The 21,328-nt window shown below is 27.3% G+C and carries 17 protein-coding genes; 11 read left to right on the top strand and 6 right to left on the bottom strand.

Going from position 1 to position 21,328, the window contains the following annotated elements:
• Nucleotides 1-106 precede the first annotated feature (106 nt).
• Nucleotides 107-2,092: a serine hydrolase domain-containing protein gene (locus EG57_RS0216050; RefSeq protein WP_032078203.1), complete on the bottom strand. Its 1,986-nt coding sequence runs from the start codon at nucleotides 2,090-2,092 to the stop codon at nucleotides 107-109.
• Between the two features lie 288 nt (nucleotides 2,093-2,380).
• On the opposite strand from EG57_RS0216050, the gene EG57_RS0216045 reads away from it, so the two are divergent.
• The 8 genes from EG57_RS0216045 (at nucleotide 2,381) to EG57_RS0216010 (ending at nucleotide 15,150) form a co-directional block, all read left to right on the top strand.
• A complete protein-coding gene (locus EG57_RS0216045; RefSeq protein ID WP_032078202.1) occupies nucleotides 2,381-4,063 on the top strand; it encodes an AAA family ATPase in 1,683 nt (560 codons plus the stop codon).
• A 319-nt stretch (nucleotides 4,064-4,382) separates the two neighbouring features.
• A complete protein-coding gene (locus EG57_RS0216040) occupies nucleotides 4,383-5,498 on the top strand; it encodes an ATP-binding protein (RefSeq protein ID WP_032078201.1) in 1,116 nt (371 codons plus the stop codon).
• Complete coding sequence (locus EG57_RS0216035) at nucleotides 5,459-7,879, top strand: DUF5682 family protein (RefSeq protein WP_032078200.1); 2,421 nt, start codon at nucleotides 5,459-5,461, stop codon at nucleotides 7,877-7,879. Before EG57_RS0216040 ends, EG57_RS0216035 begins: the two co-directional genes overlap by 40 nt.
• 64 nt (nucleotides 7,880-7,943) lie before the next feature.
• Complete coding sequence (locus tag EG57_RS0216030; RefSeq protein ID WP_032078199.1) at nucleotides 7,944-8,306, top strand: DUF3307 domain-containing protein; 363 nt, start codon at nucleotides 7,944-7,946, stop codon at nucleotides 8,304-8,306.
• 78 nt (nucleotides 8,307-8,384) lie between these two features.
• Nucleotides 8,385-9,509 (top strand): VWA domain-containing protein, encoded by a 1,125-nt coding sequence (locus tag EG57_RS0216025; RefSeq protein ID WP_032078198.1) that lies wholly within the window; start codon nucleotides 8,385-8,387, stop codon nucleotides 9,507-9,509.
• Nucleotides 9,485-11,164 (top strand): SWIM zinc finger family protein, encoded by a 1,680-nt coding sequence (locus EG57_RS0216020; protein WP_032078197.1) that lies wholly within the window; start codon nucleotides 9,485-9,487, stop codon nucleotides 11,162-11,164. The genes EG57_RS0216025 and EG57_RS0216020 overlap by 25 nt, the downstream gene beginning before the upstream one ends.
• 22 nt (nucleotides 11,165-11,186) lie before the next feature.
• Nucleotides 11,187-11,510 carry a hypothetical protein gene (locus tag EG57_RS0216015; protein WP_032078196.1) on the top strand — a complete coding sequence of 108 codons (324 nt, stop codon included), beginning with the start codon at nucleotides 11,187-11,189 and terminating at the stop codon, nucleotides 11,508-11,510.
• A gap of 79 nt (nucleotides 11,511-11,589) precedes the next feature.
• A complete protein-coding gene (locus EG57_RS0216010; RefSeq protein WP_032078195.1) occupies nucleotides 11,590-15,150 on the top strand; it encodes a DUF4132 domain-containing protein in 3,561 nt (1,186 codons plus the stop codon).
• Nucleotides 15,151-15,222: 72 nt separating this feature from the next.
• Here the strand turns inward: EG57_RS0216010 and EG57_RS0216005 are convergent, their stop codons facing one another.
• Together EG57_RS0216005 and EG57_RS0216000 are read right to left on the bottom strand one after the other, a co-directional pair.
• A complete protein-coding gene (locus EG57_RS0216005; protein ID WP_032078194.1) occupies nucleotides 15,223-15,936 on the bottom strand; it encodes a DUF2812 domain-containing protein in 714 nt (237 codons plus the stop codon).
• Between the two features lie 3 nt (nucleotides 15,937-15,939).
• Entirely contained in the window at nucleotides 15,940-16,272 is a 333-nt protein-coding gene (locus EG57_RS0216000) for a PadR family transcriptional regulator (protein WP_032078193.1), read from the bottom strand.
• 226 nt (nucleotides 16,273-16,498) lie between these two features.
• On the opposite strand from EG57_RS0216000, the gene EG57_RS0215995 reads away from it, so the two are divergent.
• On the top strand, nucleotides 16,499-17,326 hold the full coding sequence (locus tag EG57_RS0215995; RefSeq protein ID WP_032078192.1) for an AraC family ligand binding domain-containing protein: 828 nt from the start codon (nucleotides 16,499-16,501) through the stop codon (nucleotides 17,324-17,326).
• Nucleotides 17,326-17,748 carry a DUF2000 domain-containing protein gene (locus EG57_RS0215990; RefSeq protein ID WP_029159655.1) on the top strand — a complete coding sequence of 141 codons (423 nt, stop codon included), beginning with the start codon at nucleotides 17,326-17,328 and terminating at the stop codon, nucleotides 17,746-17,748. The genes EG57_RS0215995 and EG57_RS0215990 overlap by 1 nt, the downstream gene beginning before the upstream one ends.
• Nucleotides 17,749-17,815: 67 nt before the next feature.
• Here the strand turns inward: EG57_RS0215990 and EG57_RS0215985 are convergent, their stop codons facing one another.
• The 3 genes from EG57_RS0215985 to EG57_RS0215975 form a co-directional block, all read right to left on the bottom strand.
• Entirely contained in the window at nucleotides 17,816-18,223 is a 408-nt protein-coding gene (locus EG57_RS0215985) for a bacteriohemerythrin (protein ID WP_029159656.1), read from the bottom strand.
• A gap of 125 nt (nucleotides 18,224-18,348) precedes the next feature.
• Entirely contained in the window at nucleotides 18,349-19,002 is a 654-nt protein-coding gene (locus tag EG57_RS0215980; RefSeq protein WP_032078191.1) for a pentapeptide repeat-containing protein, read from the bottom strand.
• Between the two features lie 453 nt (nucleotides 19,003-19,455).
• The gene (locus EG57_RS0215975; protein WP_032078190.1) at nucleotides 19,456-19,857 is read right to left on the bottom strand and encodes a YgaP family membrane protein; all 402 of its coding nucleotides are present in this window, start codon (nucleotides 19,855-19,857) and stop codon (nucleotides 19,456-19,458) included.
• 253 nt (nucleotides 19,858-20,110) lie between these two features.
• On the opposite strand from EG57_RS0215975, the gene EG57_RS0215970 reads away from it, so the two are divergent.
• Nucleotides 20,111-21,226, top strand: a complete 1,116-nt coding sequence (locus tag EG57_RS0215970; RefSeq protein WP_032078189.1) for an NAD(P)/FAD-dependent oxidoreductase — start codon at nucleotides 20,111-20,113, stop codon at nucleotides 21,224-21,226.
• Nucleotides 21,227-21,328: the final 102 nt, after the last annotated feature.

Here is a 21,328-nt window from a genome sequence, read left to right as displayed (position 1 = left end):
AGATATAATATGGAAATCTTACTATAATATATCACAATTTTATTTTAGAAGAAAGCAGCGCAGTCTTTCAGAAATCATTGGAGTATTTTCTGAAATTTATTTTTAATTAAAATTTGAATCCTAAAAGGTTCCAATAATTTAGGTAAAGACTAAAAATCAAGAATATACAGGAAATTACTATAGTACGTATATTTGTACTGAAATTACTTTTTTCTTTATTCCAATTTACACATGTTGAAATTAGCAGTCCAAAGCTAAGTATGGTAGTTATTATTGGAATAACAAATAAATACTTAATCATATTAGGTAACTCTGGTAAAAGCGGAGATAAAGAAAGCATGCTTTTAGTCATACCAAGTAAAAATAATAAATTTAGAATAGATATAGAAAATATAATATATCTATAGTGTTTAAAATACTTAGGTTCTTCAGTGATTTTTTTCTTAGATTTCAATAAAATCATTATAATAGACATAAACAAAAACAATATTGAAAAAAGCGCAAAAATTATTTTGTGTAATACAGGATTTTCATACCATTGGATTTTTTCATAGGCAGTTGCAGAACTAGAATTAATTATATAAACATTTCCAGGTTTATCTGACTTAAAGGTAAATGTATCACCTTTTTCCGTATTTATGAAGACCAAAGGTTCTATTTCTTTATAAGTACTTTCTATATTGTTATATTTTACGATTAATGCATCTTTTGTACTTTTTATCTTTGCACATGGATACAGTAACATCATTAATTTTCCAATATCTTTTTTTGAACATCTAGTAAGCATGTAAGTTCCTTCAAATTTTTTAAAATTACTTTTTTCAAATTCAGCTTCAGTATTTGTAGTGAGTTGAGATTTAGACTTAGGATAGTACCTATTCATAAAATGTTGGGATGCAATATCACATACAGCCCCTCCTTCTTGACCATTCGTTGAGATAAAAAATCCTAAATTGCTACCAGGTATTAAATACAACATACTATGAAAGCCATATTCACTACCCCCATGCATTAGTACTTTTACACCATTTATATAATTTTCTGAGAAACCATAACCCATACAAGGAATGCTCATATCTGTTGGAAAATGGTTTTTATGCATATCAGATATACTGTCTTTATTTAATATAGTTGAATTTTCATAAGTACCATTATTTAAATGTGCAATCATAAATTTAGCCATGTCATCTGCTGTAGATTTTAATCCTGCTGAGGGTAAAAAAGTTTGTCCATATAAAGGTACCTTTTTATAGATTCCATTTTTATAATCATATCCTTGAGACAGGTTAGCTAAGGTTTTTTTATCAAAAATGAAACTAGTATTATTCATATGTAGAGGCTTTAATAAGTTATTTTTCATATACTTAGCAAAAGGTACGCCAGATACACTTTCAACTGCATAGCCAGCTACAGCCATGCCATAATTACTATATTGTGGTACTATACCAGGCTCGCGAATTAAAGGACGAGAATGAGATACCAAGTTATCCTTAAGTGACTTTTCCTTAAGATAACTTTCTGTTTGAGATTCACCAACAAACTTTTCATCAAAACCAGCTGTGTGAGTTAGAAGATTTTCAAGTGTTACAGGTTTTGAATATTTGCTTTCAATTTTAAAATTCTTTAAATATTTATTTACGTCTTCTTTTAAATTTATTTTACCTTTTTGTTTAAGCTGCATAACAGCTGTGGCAGTAAAAAGTTTTGAAATTGAAGCTAATCTAAAAACTGTTGTTTTAGGATCAACAGATGTTTTTTTATCTAAATCTGAATATCCATATCCTTTTTCAAAAATAACCTTATTATCTTTAACAACAGTAAAAACCGCTCCAGGTACATTAAATTTCTTTAACTGTTCATTAAAAGTGTGATCTGCAAAATTTTCGATGTTATCCTTAGTTAAAGTTTCTCTATTATCTTCATTTAATAAAAGTATAGAATTTTTGGGGTTATTATCTTTTGCAACAACAGTTTGCTTGGCATTTAAAAAATGATATATGCTAACTGCAGGAAAACAGAAAATAGGGAAAACATAGGCCACAAAAGTAAATATAATTATAAATTTTCGTATACAACTTATAATTTTTTTCATAGTATAACCTCCTTAAGTTTTTTTCATTCATATGTTTTGTGTAAATCTAAAGGTTTTAAATGTAAATAGAGTTACTTGTATCAGACAAGTAAATTCTATATAAATTAAGAAAAAGAACAAATTGATTTATATTAAAAAACCTTACAATTTTGTAAGGTTTCGCATTAATGAGAGAAATGTAAAAAGAATAAATCATGTTATGAGTCGTCTTTTAATAGTGTATGAAATTGTATATAATAGAAATAGTATATTGATGAAAGTAAGTGATGAAGAGAGAAGGTGAATTAAATGAAAAAAAATATACAAGTAGGGACATCGGATTTTAAAAAGTTAATAGAAGGTAATAACTACTTTGTAGATAAAAGTTTATTAATAAAGGAATTTATAGAAAATGGAGCAGATATAATATTGACACCAAGACCAAGAAGGTTTGGAAAGACATTAAATTTAAGCATGCTTAAATATTTTTTTGACATAAGAACTAAGGAAGAAACTAAAGATTTATTTAAAGGTTTAAAAATAGAAAAGGAAAAGGAAATAATGAAGCTTCAGGGAGAATATCCTGTTATCTTCATTACTTTTAAAAATGAAAAATATATTTCTTATGAAGATTTTAAAGATGGTATTGAATTCCTTTTATCTAGCTTATATAAAGAACATGACTATTTGCTAAAAAGTGATAAATTATCGGAAATAGATAAAAAAGAATATATGGAAATGATGGAGAGAAGAGCTTCAATAGCCTCTTTATGCAATAGTATTAGCTCCCTTATGGGGTACATGAATAAGCATTATGGAAGAAAGGTTATGCTTTTTATAGATGAATATGATGTACCAATACAAGAAGGATATTTGAGAGGATACTACAATGAAATGATAGTTCTAATAAGAAATGTATTAACAGCAGCCTTAAAAGATAATCTATATGTTGAAAAATCTTTAATAACAGGTATCCTTAGAGTAGCAAAGGAAAGTATTTTTTCGGGTCTAAACAATTTAGAAGTAAATACTATTTTAAGATATAATTTTAATGATAAATTTGGTTTTACACAAAAGGAAGTAGAAGAACTAGTTAATTATTTTGGTGCTGCAGAAGATATGGAAAGTATAAAGAAATGGTACAATGGCTATGTTTTTGCTGGGGAAATAATGTATAATCCATGGTCAGTTTTAAATTATTTAAAAAATATAAGAGATGGATTTATGCCATATTGGATTAATAGCAGTAGCAATGATCTTATAAAAAGGCTTCTATTAAAAGGAGATAAAGAAATAAAATTAGATCTGGAGTATCTTATTGAAGGAAAATCCATAAATAAGGTAATTGATGATACTATAGTCATGGCAGAAGTTGAAGATTCCAACCAAAATATCTGGAGTTTTTTACTTTTGAGCGGATATTTGAAAGCTGTAAGGACAGAACTTATAAGAGGAAGATTAAATTGTGAACTTGAAATTCCAAATGAAGAGGTTCATATATTTTATGAAAATTTAATAATAAAATGGTTTCAAGAAACTATGACTAGTCAAAAGTATGAATTAATGTTAAATATACTTATAACTGGCGAAATAGATATTTTTGCAGGAATATTTAAGCAGTTTGTAATTAATAATCTAAGTTATTTTGATGTGTCAGGAACAGAACCTGAAAAAGTATATCATGCTTTTGTACTTGGAATGCTCATATCACTTTCAGAAAATTATGAGGTTAAATCTAACAAAGAAAGCGGATATGGAAGGTATGATGTAATGCTAGTTCCAAAGGATATATATAAAATTGGAATTGTTATGGAATTTAAGAAAATAGATGACTTTTTAAGTACGACAATAGAAGAGGCAACAAAAGCTGCCTTAAAACAAATAGCTGATATGAAATATGTAGACGAACTTGTTAATAGAGGAATAAAGAATATAATTAAGCTTGCCATTGTGTTCAAAGGAAAAGAAGTTCAGGTTACTAGAGGAAATTAAGCAGTTGTATAAAAAATAGATGGTTTTAATTTAGAGATATAATTAAAGTTTAATTGATAAACGTATTGGAAAAATTCAGTACGTTTTTTTCTGCTTAAGTGGTTATTTACGTTTTTATATTAAAAACAATGTTGATTTAAGTTAATATTATAAAGTTTTGTAAGTTGCAGAACATGCACATAATAGTTGCTGCAGTGTAAAATTACATTAATCTAAACTATAATCAAAAATATCCGATATATGAATATGGTAAATTTTAAGATAATATGAAGAAATATATGTTTTAACATATTATTTGATAAAATGTAGGAGGGATTGTATGGCGGAGAAAATGTTAAAACCACCTGTAGAGGTTTTATATAAGGAAGAACTTGCAGCTTTAAAGAAAAATGATGATGGCATTAAACCTAATAATTGGATTTTGTCACCAAAAGCTGTTAGAAAATTCATACTTGGAAGTTCTGAACCTTTAACTTATAAGAATAAAACTATACATATAAATAAAAAATTTTTTGGAAATGATTCATTAGTTGAAAGGTGCATTATAACCCTTGCTGGTAATAGAGGATTGATGTTAGTTGGAGAGCCAGGGACTGCAAAGACTATGTTATCTGAATTTTTATCAGCAGCAATATGTGGATATAGTAACAATACGGTTCAAGGAACAGCAGGTACCACAGAGGATATGATTAAATATTCCTGGAATTATGCCATGCTTTTAGCTAAAGGACCAACTTTAGAAGCATTAGTAAAAGCACCATTATTTGTTGGAATGGAAAAGGGTATTATTACAAGATTTGAGGAAATAACAAGATGTCCTTCTGAAATTCAAGATAGTTTAATAAGCATATTAAGTGATAAAGTATTAAACATACCAGAACTTGGAGAAAGTGAAGGCCTTTTATTTGCAAAGCCTGGTTTTAACGTAATTGGTACTGCTAATACTCGGGATAAAGGTGTTAATGAAATGAGTAGTGCCTTAAAGAGAAGATTCAACTTTGAAACTATATTTCCTATAAAGGATGTTTCTCTTGAGGCTAAGATTATAACAAATGAAGTAAAGAAACTTACATCTCAGAATAATGTAGAAATGCAAGTTGAGGAGGATGTAGCAAGTCTCTTAGCTTCAACTTTTCATGAATTAAGAGAAGGAATATCTTCTAATGGAATAAGAATAGACAAACCTTCTTCAGTAATGAGTACTGCAGAAGCTGTGTCTGTTTATTATCAAACTATAATGAACTCTTATTATTATGGGGATTCTAAAATAAGCTTGGATTCTATGGTCCAAAACATTATGGGTGCTGCTTTAAAAGAGAGCAGAGATGATCTTGAAAAATTAAAAAATTATTTTAATGTTGTTGTAAAATCAAAAGCTGTAGAAGGTGGTAGTTTATGGGAGAAGTATTACGAAGCAAGGAAATGGATAAAATAGATGAACTATTTAAAAAAGCTTTTAATTTAAATTCAAAGCTTGTATTTTTTCCTGTAAGACATCACAGTCCTGCATGTTCTTATCATTTAAAGAGTACTATTGAGGAATATAATCCAGATATTATATTAATTGAAGGGCCTATAGATGGGAATAGGGTAAAAGATATTTTATGCCATGAGGAAAGTAAAGCACCTTTTGCAATTTATTATTCTTATTCTGATTCAAAAGAGCTTGTAGATGGTACTAAAGGTAAATATAGATGTTATTATCCATTTTTAGATTATTCACCAGAACTTGTAGCATTGAGACAGGGAAGAGAAAGAAAAATAGAAACGCAGTTTATAGATCTTTCCTATAGTGATATTTTAATAAACAGCATTGAAGGAAAGGGTCTTTTGAAAAGGCAGGATAAATTAAATTACAATGATGATTATTTTTTAGAAAGAAGTAAGTTTTTAAAAAGTATTTCTGAAAAAGAAGGTTGCAGAAATTTCAATGAGCTTTGGGAAAAGTTATTTGAAATTCAAGGACTTAATATGAACAAAGAAAAATTTGTATACAATTTACTTTCCTATTGTTATTTTTCAAGAGCTTATAGTAAAGAAGAAGAACTTATAGAAGAAGGATGCTTAGCAAGAGAAATTTTTATGACTTCTAAAATACAAGAAGCTCTTAAAAGTTATAATAAGATTTTAGTTGTTACGGGAGGCTTTCACACTTCAGGGATAATTGAACTTTTAGATAAGGATAATAAGATGAAGCTTTCTAAAATTGATGAAAAGGATAAGGGAGTATATGTTATGCCTTATTCTATGGAGGCAGCAGATCAATTAAATGGATATGCCAGCGGAATGCCATTCCCTAGTTTTTATGAAGGAATATGGAATAACATTGAGGAAAAATGTGAAACGCCTTACAATAATTCTGTACTTTCAAATATTATTGAAAGCGGTAAAAAGGTAAGAAAAAATGATGGATGTCTTTCTACTTTTGATGAAATATGTGCTTTTGATATGTGCAGAGGACTTGCCAGCTTAAGAGGAAAATCACAAATAGGAGTTTATGAACTTATAGATGCTGTAACTTCTTCATTTATAAAAGGTGATTTGAATATATCTACAGAAGAACCATTAAAAATTTTGTATAAACAGCTTACAGGTAATAAAATTGGTAAGCTTTGTGACTTAGCTGATGTACCACCTCTTGTAAATGATTTTAAGGATAGTTGTTCAAAATTCAAATTAAAGGTAAATACAACTATTGGTCAGGAGATTGTTCTTGAAATATTTTCATCTAAGAGATATAGAGAAATAAGCTGCTTTATGCATAGAATGAAATTTATGGATACTAACTTTTGTAATCTTTTAAAGGGTCCTAATATTTTACTGAAGAAAAATGTTAATTTAATAAGGGAAACCTGGAATTATAAATGGAGTACTTCTGTGGATTCTATTCTCATTGAAAACTCAGTTTATGGAGGAACCTTAAAAGAAGCTTGCACTTCCCTTATAAAAAAGGAAATATCCGAAAGTGCAAAAAATTCATCTAGTATTTCTAAAATGCTGGTGCAGGCATTTAACATGGGACTTGATGAAATTTTTAATTTCACCATAAGTTCATTAAAAAAGAATATTACAGAGGATGGAAGTTTTTATTCATTAGTGGAATGTTTGTATTATTTAAATCACATTTATGAAGTAAGAGAATTGTATTTAATGGATTGTATGAATGAAATAGAAAATATGATTTTTTATGCTTATAGTAAAATATGCATATTGATTTCAGACATGAATTCCATTAATGAAGAAGAAACCGTAAAAGCAATAAATTGTTTAAAGGAAGTATTTAATATTGTACTTAACAGAGAAATTAAATTGGATAGTAATCTTTTTAAAGAAGCATTATTTTCACTATTAAGAAAGGATTCTATAAATGCTGGAATTGAAGGGGCTGCATATGGGATATTATATGGATTTGGCGAAATGAAAGTAAATAAAATAGCAAAAACTTTAGAAGGATATATTATGGGGACTAAAGATGAAGCTTTAAAAGCACCTTTATTTTTAAATGGGTTATTTTCAACAGCTAGAGATTTGATTTTTGTTGAGGATTCAATTTTGAAATCTATTGACAAATTTGTAGGCAATGTTTCAGAAGAAGAGTTTATAAGGATTGTTCCAAATCTTAGACTTGCTTTCAGCTACTTTATACCAAGGGAAATAGATGAAATAGGAGAAAAAGTAGCACAAGCTTATGATACTTCTAAAAGTCATTTTGATAAATTAACAACTGTTTCGCCTGAAATTTTGAAGTTTGGAGAAGAAACTGATAAATATGCAGTTAGTAAAATGAAGCAAATGGGAATAATATCAAGTGATTGATATATTCATAAGTGAAATTCAAAAAAATATAACTTATACACTATATGTAACATGAGGTTTAATGATGAAGACATACTTTATACTAATATTTTTTCACTTATTTGGAGATGTGGTTCTTCAAAGAAGTTTGTTTATAAGAAAAATTTTTAAGTGCAGTGATTTTGGAATACTAAAAAGGCAGAATGTAAAGTTTATAGTTATACATGTAATTTTATATACTTTATCAGCTTCTTTAGCATTTTTATTTTTGAAGTTATTTACTGTATACAACATTTTTATAGTTTTTATCAGTCATTTTATTATTGACTATATTAAATGCTATAAGATTTCATATATACATGGGTCTTTAAAATATTATGTAGTTAATCTAATTGATCAATTGCTGCATATAAGTATTTTAATTCTAATTGCAGGCTATAATGGATAATTGTATTCTGTCCTATAAAATGAAAATAAATCTTGCTTTAGAGAAAATATAATAATTAAGTAGGAGGTGGAGAGTCTAGTGAGCAATATAAGCAGATGGAGATTAATACTTGGAAAATATTCAGAAAATCAAATTTCCTTTGAAAGTGGTAATTCAAGTATTAATTACATGGATATGGACAATTTATTAGATTTTTTATATTCTAGGGAATATAGCGAAAAAGACGGTGTAAGAAAAAGTAAAGGTCCGGGCAGCTTATCAGCTTCAGATTTAACTGTACCAAAATGGATAACTAAGATAAGAGAACTTTTTCCAAAGGAAACGGTTGAAGTCCTTGAAAAGCATGCTATTGAAAAATACAATCTAACAGAGCTCTTAACAGACAAAGAAGTTCTTAAAAAGTTGGAGCCTAATAAAGAACTTCTAAAAAATATACTTCAGATGAAGCGTCTTATGAAAGGTGAGGTTTTAAATACTGCAAAGACCATTGTAAAAAACATTGCAGAACAAATAACTAAAGAGCTTGAAAATGATGTTAAGAAGTCCATTACAGGAAGGATAAATAAAAATAAATCCTCTATAATTAAATGCTCAAGAAATATAGATTTTAAGAAGACTATAAAGAGAAATTTAAAAAATTACGATTTAAATGAAAACAAAATTATTGTAGATAAAATATATTTCAATGAAAGAGTTAAGAAATTTAATCCTTGGGATGTGATAATCGCAGTGGATGAAAGTGGATCTATGCTTGATTCTGTAATTCACAGTGCAATAATGGCTGGAATATTTGCAAAGCTTCCGATGCTTAAAACAAATCTTGTTATATTTGATACAGAAGTGGTGGATTTAACTGGATACATTGATGATCCGGTGGAAACTCTTATGAGTATACAGCTTGGTGGTGGTACTAATATAAGTAAGGCATTAACTTATTGTGAAGGTTTAATTGAAAATCCACATAGAACTATAGTAATTTTAGTTACGGATCTATATGAAGGAGGAGGTTATGGAAACATGTACGCTAGGGCAAAATCCATTGTTGAAAGTGGGTCAAAGTTGATTGTACTTACAGCACTGGATATGGAGGCATCACCTTCCTATGATAAAAATGCTGGCTTAAAAATGGCTTCTCTTGGAGCAGAAGTTGCAGCAATGACGCCGGGGGGGTTATCAAATTGGATAGCAAAGATAATTTCTTAAAAACCTTTGGAAAATTCATTAAAACTATAAATAAAGAATATCTTGTAGGAATAAGCAATAAGGGTATTACAAATAGGGCAGAAAAGGATTTAGCTAAAGTTTCAAACTTTGAATATGAAACAAAAGATGAAGGCATTGAGTTTAAAATTGATGATATAACTTGTCTTATAAGTGAAGATATTCAAAAATACCAATGCAGCTGCCCATCAAGAAGTATATGCAAGCATGTTATTATGTGCTATTTATATTTAATTGAAAACCAAAAAGAAATATTTAAATTAGAAAATAGTGAAGATGAATATAAGGAAGATAACGAAGAATTTTTAAAATTAAAAGAATTTAAAATAGAGGATATAAAAAATAAAATAGGAGAAAAAAGCTTAGAAAACATAGTAAAAAGAATAGAATACGGAATAAACTTTACAATAAAAGAAGGTTCTATTATAGAAGTTGATTTTAATGATGAAGGCATATTAGTTAAGCTTTTAGATGATATAGAAAATTCAATTTGCAGCTGCAAGTCAAAAGAACTTTGTGTACATAAAGCTGAAGCTTTAATTTTATATAAACTTGAAAAAGGGTATTTGAAACTTGAAAAACTCAAAGACTTTATTGAGAATGAATTGCTTTTTAATAAAGATGAGATGAAAAAGGCGGCAGTAAAGTTAAGACAGACTATTGAAGACATATTTATAACAGGTCTTTCAAGAACTCCTATAACAATTTTGGACAAGCTAAATAGCACTGCAGTTATATGTCATAATTATGAGTTGCCTAATTTTGAAAAAAGCATAAGGGATATAAGAGAGGAGTTTTTACTTTATTTTAATAAAAATGCCTCTTTTACTGCAAAAAATCTGTTAAACAAACTAACTAATCTTTATACTAGGACAATTTCCATGGAAAATATAGAAGATTTAAATAAATTAAGCTCATTAGTTGGTGAATTTAAAAGTTCTTATTATGAAATTCCTCCAGTAGAGCTTCATGGTTTTGGTGCTGAAAAGTGGAAGAGTAAATCAGGCTATGAAGGAATTACTTATTATTTTTTAGAAAACAAAAGAAAGCAAATTTATACATATACTCATGCAATTCCTACATATTATGACAATGTAAAAGTTAAAAGAAATTTTAATGAAGCTGCACCATGGGAACTAAATTGCAGTGTACAGGAATTGTCTAAAATAACTTTTAAGCTTGTTCATGGCAAAATAAATTCTGCAAATAGAATTTCTTCCAGCAGTGAATCAAAAGGAACAATTATAGATAAAAGTTATTTTTCAAAATTAAATGTTGAAAATTTTACTTATGATAACTGGCAGCAGCTTTTAGAAAAGATATTTTTAAATGAAAATGGGAAAAATGAAAATTATAACTTAGTATTTTTAAGTATAAATGAATTTGGAGAGGCTAATTTTGATAATATAACTCAAGAATTTTCACTCCCAATATATGATAAAGAAAAAAATGTTTGCAAAGTAATTGTTAAATTTTCTAGTGAAGGTAAAAAAATTATAAGAACTTTAGAAAGGTTGGTAAAATATAAAAAAACTCATTTATTTATGGGAAAGGTTTATATAGATAAAGAAAAGCTTATGTTTTACCCAATCAGCTATTATGATGATGCAGGAGAAGTTGAAAACTTAACAGTATAGCAACTATTGGATGGTGATATATATGAATGAGAAAGAAGAAATACTTGAAATATTAAAGGAAGTCGAAAAGGCTTTACAAGAAATTTTTTTTAGCGGATTTAATTCACCAGGTGATTTTACTTTAAACGAATTTTTAAGGTTAAGTCTGCTGATGGAAAGTTGTGGAATGACCTATGGTGCCAAGAAGTTAAAAAATATATGTGATAAACTTTCAAATAAAAGACATAACTTTAATTTTGATTATGAAGAAACCATGAAAAATTATTCAGAGTTAAATGAGTATTGTTTAATTTGTAGTAAAAAATTATATATGTTAAATCTAAAAGAAAAAATAGCAAAGATTTGATAGTTAAAAGCTGTACTTTAAAAAAGTAGTTTTTGATTATTGAGTTAATAAGCTGTATATGAAATGGAGATGATGTTTTATGAATATGAAAGAACACTTATTAAATAGAATAATGGATACACTTGAGGAACTTAATGTGTCTGAAAATGTGGTAGAAAAATTAGAAGATTACCTTGAAGATGAAATTGATGAAAATGAATTTTTAAATATATTGCCTGAAATAAAATTTTATTCAATTTCAGATGATAACCTTAAAAAAACTGTCCATGCACTTAGTTCCGTCAGAAAATATAAAAATAATGATTATATGAGAAAGTACATAAACATGTTATTTAAAATGGGTGGTCCAAGTGCCAGTCTTATAGTAAATAAATCCTATTATTGGTTTTCAGAACTCAATGCAAAAGAATTTATAGATGCTGGAATTGAAAAATATATAGTATTAATATTATATATAGAACCCTTAACTTATGACTTCAATAGATTGGAAAGAAGGTATTTTAAAATAATATATGATATTTGCAATGAAAATCCTGAGGTTTTAATTAAGGCAGCTGGTTTAGTAAAGACAAATCAAAAAATGTTGCTTTATTCAATATACTGCAGCTGTAAAATGGTAGAAAAAGATTATAGATATGCAGAATTTTTAAAAGTCATAGAAGATGATTTTACAGATTCAATAGACAATCTTTATGAAAATAAGATGCCAGAGGATTTAGTTAAGAAAATTCAAGATTTTATAAACGGAAATGATCATAAATTGCCTGAAAGTATTATAGATAAGGTTAAAACTTATAAATTCAACAATTATTTGTTTAAATTCTTAATAGGACTTTCATCATTAAATGCAAGTAGATCTGCAACTTTAAAGAAAATTTTTAGATTTTTCACAATGGTGGATTTTAAATTTGCTTTAAATTCAGCTTATGCTATTATGCCTGTAGCAAGCTGTTATTCTGATACAGTAAATAATTTTGACACAATATTTGAAATACCTTCAAAGTATCATATAGCATGGTATGCAGAAAAATTTACAGGTAATGAAAATGCAACAAAAGTGTTAAGTGAAAGGCTTAAAAAAGATAAAAAAACTTTTGAAGATGCTATAGGTTTGTGTGAAGGCATTGCAAAAAATTATTTAATTTCATTTATGCTTGATGATGATAAAAAAATGGATTATATAAAAAGTTTGGAAAATGATTGTGTAAATATATTTTCAGAGATTCTAAGAGAAGATGATGTAGATGAAGGAGATATAAGTATAGTAGAAGCATTTTTGAATGGTACAAGCGCTTTTGAAGAAGTTAAGAATAGAATTTATTCAATAAATCCTAAGGAATTAAATTCTTGGAGAGTAAATAGTGACCTCACATATTTGTTTTCTATTTTATGTAAAAAAATAGGATGTAATGTTGATATATATGAGCGTTCAATTGTAATTTTATCTGTACTTAAATATCAAAGATATATTTTAAATCTTGCATCTGTACATGATAAACAAAGTGGTAATCGTTATAGTAAAGAAAAGTTTCAGTTAATATTTGATATTTTGAGAAAATATAATGTATCTGTAACTATGAAAATGAAGATTATTGATAAGATACTAACTAGTTATGATTATGAAAATAATATAGCAAATGCAATGACTGATGTTTTAAAAGATATTATAATACAGGATGGAAAAGAAGTTATTCAAAATATAAAAAATATTTCAGCAGATTCAAGATGTACATTTATAGAATATATATTTAAAATTAAGTCAGAGGAAAATATGAAAGCAATTTTTGATGAGTTTGCTAGTAGTTCAAAAAAAGTTAAGGAAAAGATTATAGAACTATTTACAAATGATTTAAATAATATTTCTTATATAGATGATATCATTAATAAATTAAAGTCTCAAAAGCAGGGTGAAAGAGAAATTGCCATAAAAATATTCTCAAAATGGTATGATAAAAATATTAGCCAAGAAATAAAGAAGCTTATTAAAGATTCTTTAAGTTATGCTTTAGAAGTTGAAAAAAGTCAAAAAATAAGAACTTTGCTTATGGAAGTTTTAGGTATTGAACAAGAAGGTGAAGAAAAAGAATTAAAAGATGATGATTTAATTAAAAATTTGTTAAAGGGCAACAAGAAAAAGTCACTTTCATGGCTTGAATTTGAATCATTGCCAAAGGTTAGATTAAAGGAAAATGATAATTATTGTGAAGAGGATTATTTAAAAGCTATTCTACTTTGTTATTCTGCATCCAGCAATATAGGAATAAGTGTAGATGGAGATAGATTTGCAGAAAAATTAAATGAATTTGATATGAAGTTATTTGCAAATGAAGTTTTTGATAGATGGTTTGAAAAAGGTGCTGAATCAAAAAAGAGATGGGTGCTTGGATTTTCAGCGGTTCATGGTGGAGATGAAATTGTTGTAAAATTAGAAAAGGATATAAATAACTGGGCTAAAAATTCAAGAGGGGCAATAGCTAGTGAAGCTGTAAAGGCTCTTGCTTTAAATGGAAGTTCTAGTGCACTTTTAATAGTTGATGGTATTTCAAGAAAGTTCAAGTATAAACAGGTAAAGAAGGCAGCCTCAGAAGCTCTTGATTTTGCTGCAGAGCAAATGGGAGTAGACAGAGAAGAGCTATCTGATAAGATTGTACCAAATTTGGGCTTTGATATAAATGGCGAAAGAATATTTGATTATGGAAGTAGAAAATTCACTGTAAATCTTACACCTGATCTTTCTATTGAAGTATATGATGAAAACAAAAAGAAACTTAAAAATTTACCTTCTCCAGGTAAAAGAGATGATGAAGAAAAGGCTAAAGAAGCACATAGTGAGTTTAAAACCTTTAAAAAGCAGTTAAAGACAACAGTTTCAATACAAACTACAAGAATGGATCTAGCACTTTCTAATGATAGAAAATGGACAAAGACTACATGGATGAATTTATTTGTTGAAAATCCAATCATGCATCAATTTGCTATAGGACTCGTTTGGGGAGCATATAAGGATTCAAAGCTAATAAACACATTTAGATATATGGAAGATGGAAGCTTTAATACCAAGGATGAAGATGAATTTGAACTGCTTGATGATTGCAGCATAGGACTTGTACATCCACTTGAGCTTAATGGTGAAGATTTAACACTTTGGAATGAGCAGCTTGAAAATTATGAGATTGTTCAACCTATAGGGCAGCTCAATAGAAAGACATTCACTTTAACAGAAAAAGAAAAAAGTATGAATTATGTAGATAGATTTGGTGGGAAAATTGTAAATGGACTTTCACTTGCTGGCAAGCTAATGAACTATGGTTGGTATAGAGGTTCAGTTCAAGATGCAGGTGGGTATTATGAATTGTATAAGGAAGATAAAAATTTAAGCATAGGAGTAGAATTAAGTTTTGAAGGCTTATATGTGGGAGATGAAAATGAAGATACCACAATTTATATTTTAAGATTTTATAATTCTGGTACAGTGGAAAGAGGAAGCTATATATATGATGAGATAAAGAAAGAACACTTACTTTCTTTAAGTAAGGTTCCTAAAAAGTATTTTAGTGAAATATTACATCAAGTTGATAATGCGCTTTCATCAAGTACACTTGTAAATGAAAATTGGAGAAAGGAAATTAAGCTTGATTAAAATGGAGTTTATCAAATTCTAATATAAAGCTGGTAAAATACAATTTAAGTATTTTGCCAGCTTTAACATTTTCTATTTCATAAAACAGCTAAATAATATTAACAGAAAGGTAATTAAGACTATAGGATAAAATACTATACCACTAATACTTATAATATCAAGGAACATTAAAACTGTTAAAGATATTAGTATTATAAGCATAATTATTGATAATTTGTCTACTATTTTGTGTCTTTTACTAGAAGAATAAACTCTTTCGGTTTCATTTGTTTTTTTATAATAAGCAATACATAGTAATGTTGTAATAACAGCAAGTATTGCTGAGGGCAGTAAAAGAATAGCAAAAATTATTACATATATATTAGGTATATGATTATATTCAGCAAGAAACATTAAAATGATAAATAAAATAGAACATAACAAAGAGGGTATTGCTACTTTCTTCATAGATTTATATTGGTTTATATATTTTTCTGATTCAGTATTATTATCAGTATAAATTGGTTTTGTTCCTTCGGGAGCACTGAATATATGAATCATATTTGCACTGGAACATACATGGTGCCATCCTGCTTCTTTAAAATATGAAAAATATTCTTCATCGGCATTATTTCTATAATCTAAAGCATATTGTAATTTTTCTGGGTTAGCCTTTTTTAATTTATATCCTAAAAAAGCAAATTTATATAAAATCCAACCTTTACTAGCATATTCAGATAATATTTTCATTTCCTCATGTTCTGCAAATGCTGTTCCTTTGCTCATAACATATTTAGTATCTGACATATTTTATAACATCTCCTTATAATTAAATACTTTTTCAGCAATTTCAATCATTTTTCTTTTTCTCTCAATTTCATTTTTTAGAAATTTAATGCCTTTATCTGTAGTAATATAAATTTTTTTTTGTTCTGATTCTTCTGTAAGTTTTATTAATTCTGCATCAAGAAGTTTTTTTATACTTGTATATAATGATGCAGGACCTATTGAAAATTTGCCTTCAGACATTTCTTCTATGGACTTCATAATTAAATAACCATGTTTAGGATTTATTAAAGAAAGCAAAATGTAATAGTAAGCATCTGTTAGTTCACCCATTTTTAAAGAATCATTTCTAGCCACAATTATGTTCACCTCCTATTATATATCATTAAATGATATATCGTTAAATAAACTATATCATTTAATGATATATATGTCAATAAATGATATAGTTTTTTATGTATTAAAAGAATGTACTGTGATTTTATATTTTCTTATTTAAGATGGAATTTAGTCAATATTATACAAGAAACATTGAACTTGTTTATGTTATTCTATAAAAAACAAAAGGAAAGGAGGAACATAAGTGCAAAAAGAAAATCGGACTGTTTGTTTTGATATAGATTTGAATATAGAAGCTTATAATTTTAAAGGTATTAAGCAGAAATTTCCCAATCATTTTCATGAATATTATGTTATAGGTTTTATTGAAAGTGGTAGGCGGCAGTTATTTTGTAAAAATAAAGAATATGTAATTGAAAAAGGAGATTTGGTATTATTTAATCCTGGTGATAACCACACATGTCAGCAAATTGATGGTGGAACACTTGACTATCGATGTATGAACATAAATAGTGAGGTAATGAAAAAAGTGGTGTTTGAGATAACAGGAAAAGATTATGTGCCATATTTTAAAGAAAATGCAGTTTTTAATAGTGATATTGTACCTTCTTTACAGGAATTGTATCTTATGATTATGAATGAGGAAAGAGATTTTAAAAAAGAAGAAATTTTCCTATTTATAATTGAACAGTTGATAACTGAATATGCTGATGCAGTTACTGTAGACACTTTAAAGGAAACAAATTCAGAAGTTAAAACTATATGTGATTTTTTACAAGAAAATTATATGGAAAGTATTACATTAAACAAATTGAGTGAATTAACAGGATTAAATAAATACTATTTATTACGTTCTTTTACAAAACAAAAAGGAATAACACCATATGGTTATCTTGAAAGCATTCGTATTAGTAAGGCAAAAAAGCTTTTAGAGCAGAGAATTGCACCAATAGATGTTGCCATGCAAACTGGATTTACAGATCAAAGCCATTTTACAAATTTTTTTAAAAAATTTATTGGTTTAACACCAAAGCAATATACTAAAATTTTTATACAAGAAGGAGATAAGTAATGAATGAAAAAGATATCAAATGTGTTATAGTTATAAATGAAAACCTTCCACTAGGAATTATCGCAAATACTGCATCAATATTGAGCATTACACTGGGAAAATATGTTCCAGAATTGGTAGGCGAAGATGTTGTTGATGCTTCAGGAAAAACACATTTAGGCATTACAACAATACCTGTACCAATCTTAAAAGGTAACAAAGAAATGCTTAAAGATTTAAGAGAAAAACTTTATAATACTGATTTTCAGGACATGGTGGTAGTGGATTTTTCTGATGTTGCACAAAGCTGTAATGTTTACAGTCAGTACATTGAAAAAGCATCAAATACGTTAGAAGAAGAGCATACTTATTTTGGACTTACCATATGTGGAAACAAGAAAAAAGTTAATAAACTTACAGGAAGCATGCCTTTACTTAAGTAATAAATACATTTGAAAATGTATAAAAAAGCTATGAAATTACAATATTATAATTTCATAGCTTTTTTAATTAAGCTAGGGTTCTAGCATATTGAACATAATCCATATCTCTAGCTAATATGTGTCCTGTGATCCATTTCATGAAAAATTCCAATATATTCATTAGATATTCATCTTGATTTTCATCCATTTTTTTTAAATTTTCATCTCTAAGTTTTTTGATGAATTCCTCATGCTGTACCTTGTGACTTAGAAATTTTTTATAACCTATACTTAATTGGTATTCTTCTTCTGTAGAAAAATGGTATTCACAATAATCAAGTAATCTATTTATTATTTCTACAACCTTATCATATTTATCTAGAATTATATCATTTTTTAAAAGAGCATAAGATTCATTTGCAATTTTAAATAATTCCTTGTGTTGTGTATCTATGACTTCTATTTTTGTTTCATATTCTTCTTTCCATTCAAACATTATGTATGCCTCCTTGAAAATTTTATTAGTTATTTATTATGATATATATAATTATAACAGAATTAGAAAATAAATCAATAATTATTATTAAATAATTTTAATTATTGTTAGAAATAAATTATTTTTTATTTAATGATAATTCCCATTAGAGTAGAGAGGTAAACAGCTTGCATAGTAGTAACTATAACACCTTTAACATCATTAATGTTTACTGCCATTCCTTCAATATCGCAACTTGTGAAATCTATTCCTTTGAGACTTGTAAAATTCATTTGAGTTTCAAGTAAATTGCATTCTTGAAATTCAACTTTTGAAAATATTGAATTTTGAAAGTCTGAAGAACGTAATTGGCATTGAGAAAATGCAACTTGTTTAAGGTTAGAATAATTAAAAAATGCATATTCACCATTGCAATTTTCAAAAATAACATTTCTTAGAGTAGATTCACTTAAATTAGTACCAATGATCTTACAATTTATAAATTCTACTTTATGGAGTGAAGCTTCCATAAAATCAACATTTGATAAATCACAATTTTCAAATATTACATCTACCATTTCTATACGTCTAAAGGTTATATTATTAAAAACTACATTTTTAAATAGTACTTGTTTAAAATTGATTCTGTCTGCTTCATAATTTTCTAAAGAACAATCAATAATCTTTCCAAGAGAAAATATAGCCTCATCTATTATATTCTCGCAGAATAACTCTATGTTATCTAGGTCATTATCAAGTTTAGGTTTTTGAATTTTTGTGTTTATTTTTTTATCTTCCATAGGTATGTACCTCCACTTTAGTTTACAAATTTAAATTATAACAAATTAATGTTAAGAATTAATTTGTTATGTATAATATAAGACAAATTTCTAGTTAATACCTCTATTAATTATATTTTAAAATTCGCATTATGACTATGCATATTGTAAAAATAATTAATAGCATTCTTTAAGAAAATTTAGTATGAGCAATTAGGCTTAAAAGATATAATGTGTGATTTAGTAGAGGAGTTGTATATGAATATTATGGATAAGATAGCATATCTAAAGATGGAGATATAAAATAACAATTAAGAAAAAGCTATTTCAATTAGGAAAATTGCTAGAAAATGGTGATGATTAATGAAAAAACTTTAATGCGTTGATAATTAGTATGAAGAATAGTTTTACCAACGCATTTCATTATTAAACTCTACAGTATTAATAAAATTTAAAACATAGTTATTAAAATTTTTAATATGGAAATTCAAGCAGATTTTTAAGTGCTTCCTTTTCATAATTGATTTCTGAAGAAGTTCTTATACCTAATCTTCTGAGCATAGGCACTGGAGGACACCATCCATAAAGAGCATGATGTAATAAAAGACATCCTACCATTCCTGAAATAGCAAACCATCTTTTATTTCTTGTAAATCCAAGTATTGTACTCAAAGCTACAATGGATGCTGCATTAGCCTCTAATAATCTTTCAATATCCCATTCTTCATCAAGTTCTTCTATCCTAGATAAAATTTCTTCATCATCTTTGCCAATGAAATGTGAAATGTTTTCAAAAGTTTCTCTTTTAATTTCATTATTAATATCTTTATCAGTATTTAATTCCACTCTCTTTGAAGTGGATGGAAAATGAAACATAATAATAAACCTCCTATAGTTTATTTTTATAACAAATAGTTATAGTTATTATGTACAGAAGTAAAATAATAATTACATCAAATAAATATATGGAATTTTTGTATGTGCATATATAAATCATAGATAATGTATATAGAAGTAATAATAAGATTGGCAAATATTTTTTGAAACAGATTAAATTTTTTATAAAATATAAGTATTATGTATAGAAAAATTGTAAGAACAAAAACTATATGGAATGGAGGTGTTTACTATGGAAGTTGCTATTATGGGAGCAGGAATGTCTGGATTATCTTGTGCCATAATGCTGGAGAAGCATGGAGTAAAGCCAACTATTTTTGAAAAAAGAAATCGTGTAGGGGATAGATTTGTTAATGGTGAAGCTACATTTAGCATATTGAATAGGCCTATTAAAGATGAACTTAAATATCTTAAAGAAAATTATGATATATATTTGAAGCCTACAGATATGGTTAATAAATTAGTAGTTCATTCTAAGAGTGAAGTAGGAGTTATTGATGGAACTATAGGTTATGTAAATATTAGAGGGAGACATGAAAATTCTTATGAATGTCAATTGGAAAGACAAGTTAAATCTAAAATAAATTTTAATTCAAATTATGAATATGAGCAATTGTGTAAAGAATTTGAATATGTGATATTAGCAACTGGTGATGGAGCATATGCTTGCAAATTAGGAAACTACAGATGTGATTTAACATGTACTATAAAGGGAGCTACAGTTGAAGGGAAATTCCTTACAAATATTGCTCACGTGTGGTTTAATTATGATGTAATACCAAAAGGATATGCATGGTTAATACCTTTTTCAGAAAAGGAAGCCAATTTGGTTATTGCTTATCCTGATTATCCCAATAATATAAAGTTAGATATAAATACAATGTGGGAAACATTTTATAATATGGCATGTAGAGATTTAGATGAAAATTTTAGGATAACTGACAGGTTTGAAATTACAAGATATATGATGGGTATATGTGATAAGCCTATAATTGAAAATACATATTTTGTTGGAAATTGTTTTGGAACAATTTCACCAGGACTTGGATTCGGCCAGATCAATTCAGTGTTAACAGGAATTTATTCGGCTTACGATTTATGTAATTTGGATAAGTATGAAAAGCTTGCAAAACCCTTGTTTCAAAACTATGATAATTCAATTAACTTAAGAAGATTTTTGGAAAATCTAAGTGATGATAATATAGATTTAATAACTAAAAATTTGGATAATAAATTATTAGATAAACTAATTAATAAAATAATTAGTAATGAAAGTAAAGTTGAGGTGCTAAAAATTCTAACACCTGCTATGAAAATGTGGAATAGTTATAAAAATGAAAAATTATAATTTTACAATTTAAGCACATTGCGACGCAAAGATGCAGTGAAAGTTTGGATTTTAACTTTTACTCCGTGATATATGATAAGTGTTTCATCACGGCTAAATGTT

It is taken from the genome of Clostridium drakei, from assembly GCF_000633595.2.
In the GTDB taxonomy this organism is placed as follows: domain Bacteria; phylum Bacillota; class Clostridia; order Clostridiales; family Clostridiaceae; genus Clostridium_AM; species Clostridium_AM drakei.
Note: the sequence above shows the minus strand (reverse complement) of the source record. Positions and strands in the feature narration are given on the sequence as shown.

Excerpts from the sequence above, each read along its gene's own strand:
- EG57_RS0216050 (WP_032078203.1), bottom strand. The coding sequence starts at position 2,092 with ATGAAAAAAATTATAAGTTGTATACGAAAATTTATAATTATATTTACT.
- EG57_RS0216045 (WP_032078202.1), top strand. The coding sequence starts at position 2,381 with ATGAAAAAAAATATACAAGTAGGGACATCGGATTTTAAAAAGTTAATA.
- EG57_RS0216040 (WP_032078201.1), top strand. The coding sequence starts at position 4,383 with ATGGCGGAGAAAATGTTAAAACCACCTGTAGAGGTTTTATATAAGGAA.
- EG57_RS0216035 (WP_032078200.1), top strand. The coding sequence starts at position 5,459 with ATGGGAGAAGTATTACGAAGCAAGGAAATGGATAAAATAGATGAACTA.
- EG57_RS0216030 (WP_032078199.1), top strand. The coding sequence starts at position 7,944 with ATGAAGACATACTTTATACTAATATTTTTTCACTTATTTGGAGATGTG.
- EG57_RS0216015 (WP_032078196.1), top strand. The coding sequence starts at position 11,187 with ATGAATGAGAAAGAAGAAATACTTGAAATATTAAAGGAAGTCGAAAAG.
- EG57_RS0216010 (WP_032078195.1), top strand. The coding sequence starts at position 11,590 with ATGAATATGAAAGAACACTTATTAAATAGAATAATGGATACACTTGAG.
- EG57_RS0216005 (WP_032078194.1), bottom strand. The coding sequence starts at position 15,936 with ATGTCAGATACTAAATATGTTATGAGCAAAGGAACAGCATTTGCAGAA.
- EG57_RS0215990 (WP_029159655.1), top strand. The coding sequence starts at position 17,326 with ATGAATGAAAAAGATATCAAATGTGTTATAGTTATAAATGAAAACCTT.
- EG57_RS0215985 (WP_029159656.1), bottom strand. The coding sequence starts at position 18,223 with ATGTTTGAATGGAAAGAAGAATATGAAACAAAAATAGAAGTCATAGAT.
- EG57_RS0215980 (WP_032078191.1), bottom strand. The coding sequence starts at position 19,002 with ATGGAAGATAAAAAAATAAACACAAAAATTCAAAAACCTAAACTTGAT.
- EG57_RS0215975 (WP_032078190.1), bottom strand. The coding sequence starts at position 19,857 with ATGTTTCATTTTCCATCCACTTCAAAGAGAGTGGAATTAAATACTGAT.
- EG57_RS0215970 (WP_032078189.1), top strand. The coding sequence starts at position 20,111 with ATGGAAGTTGCTATTATGGGAGCAGGAATGTCTGGATTATCTTGTGCC.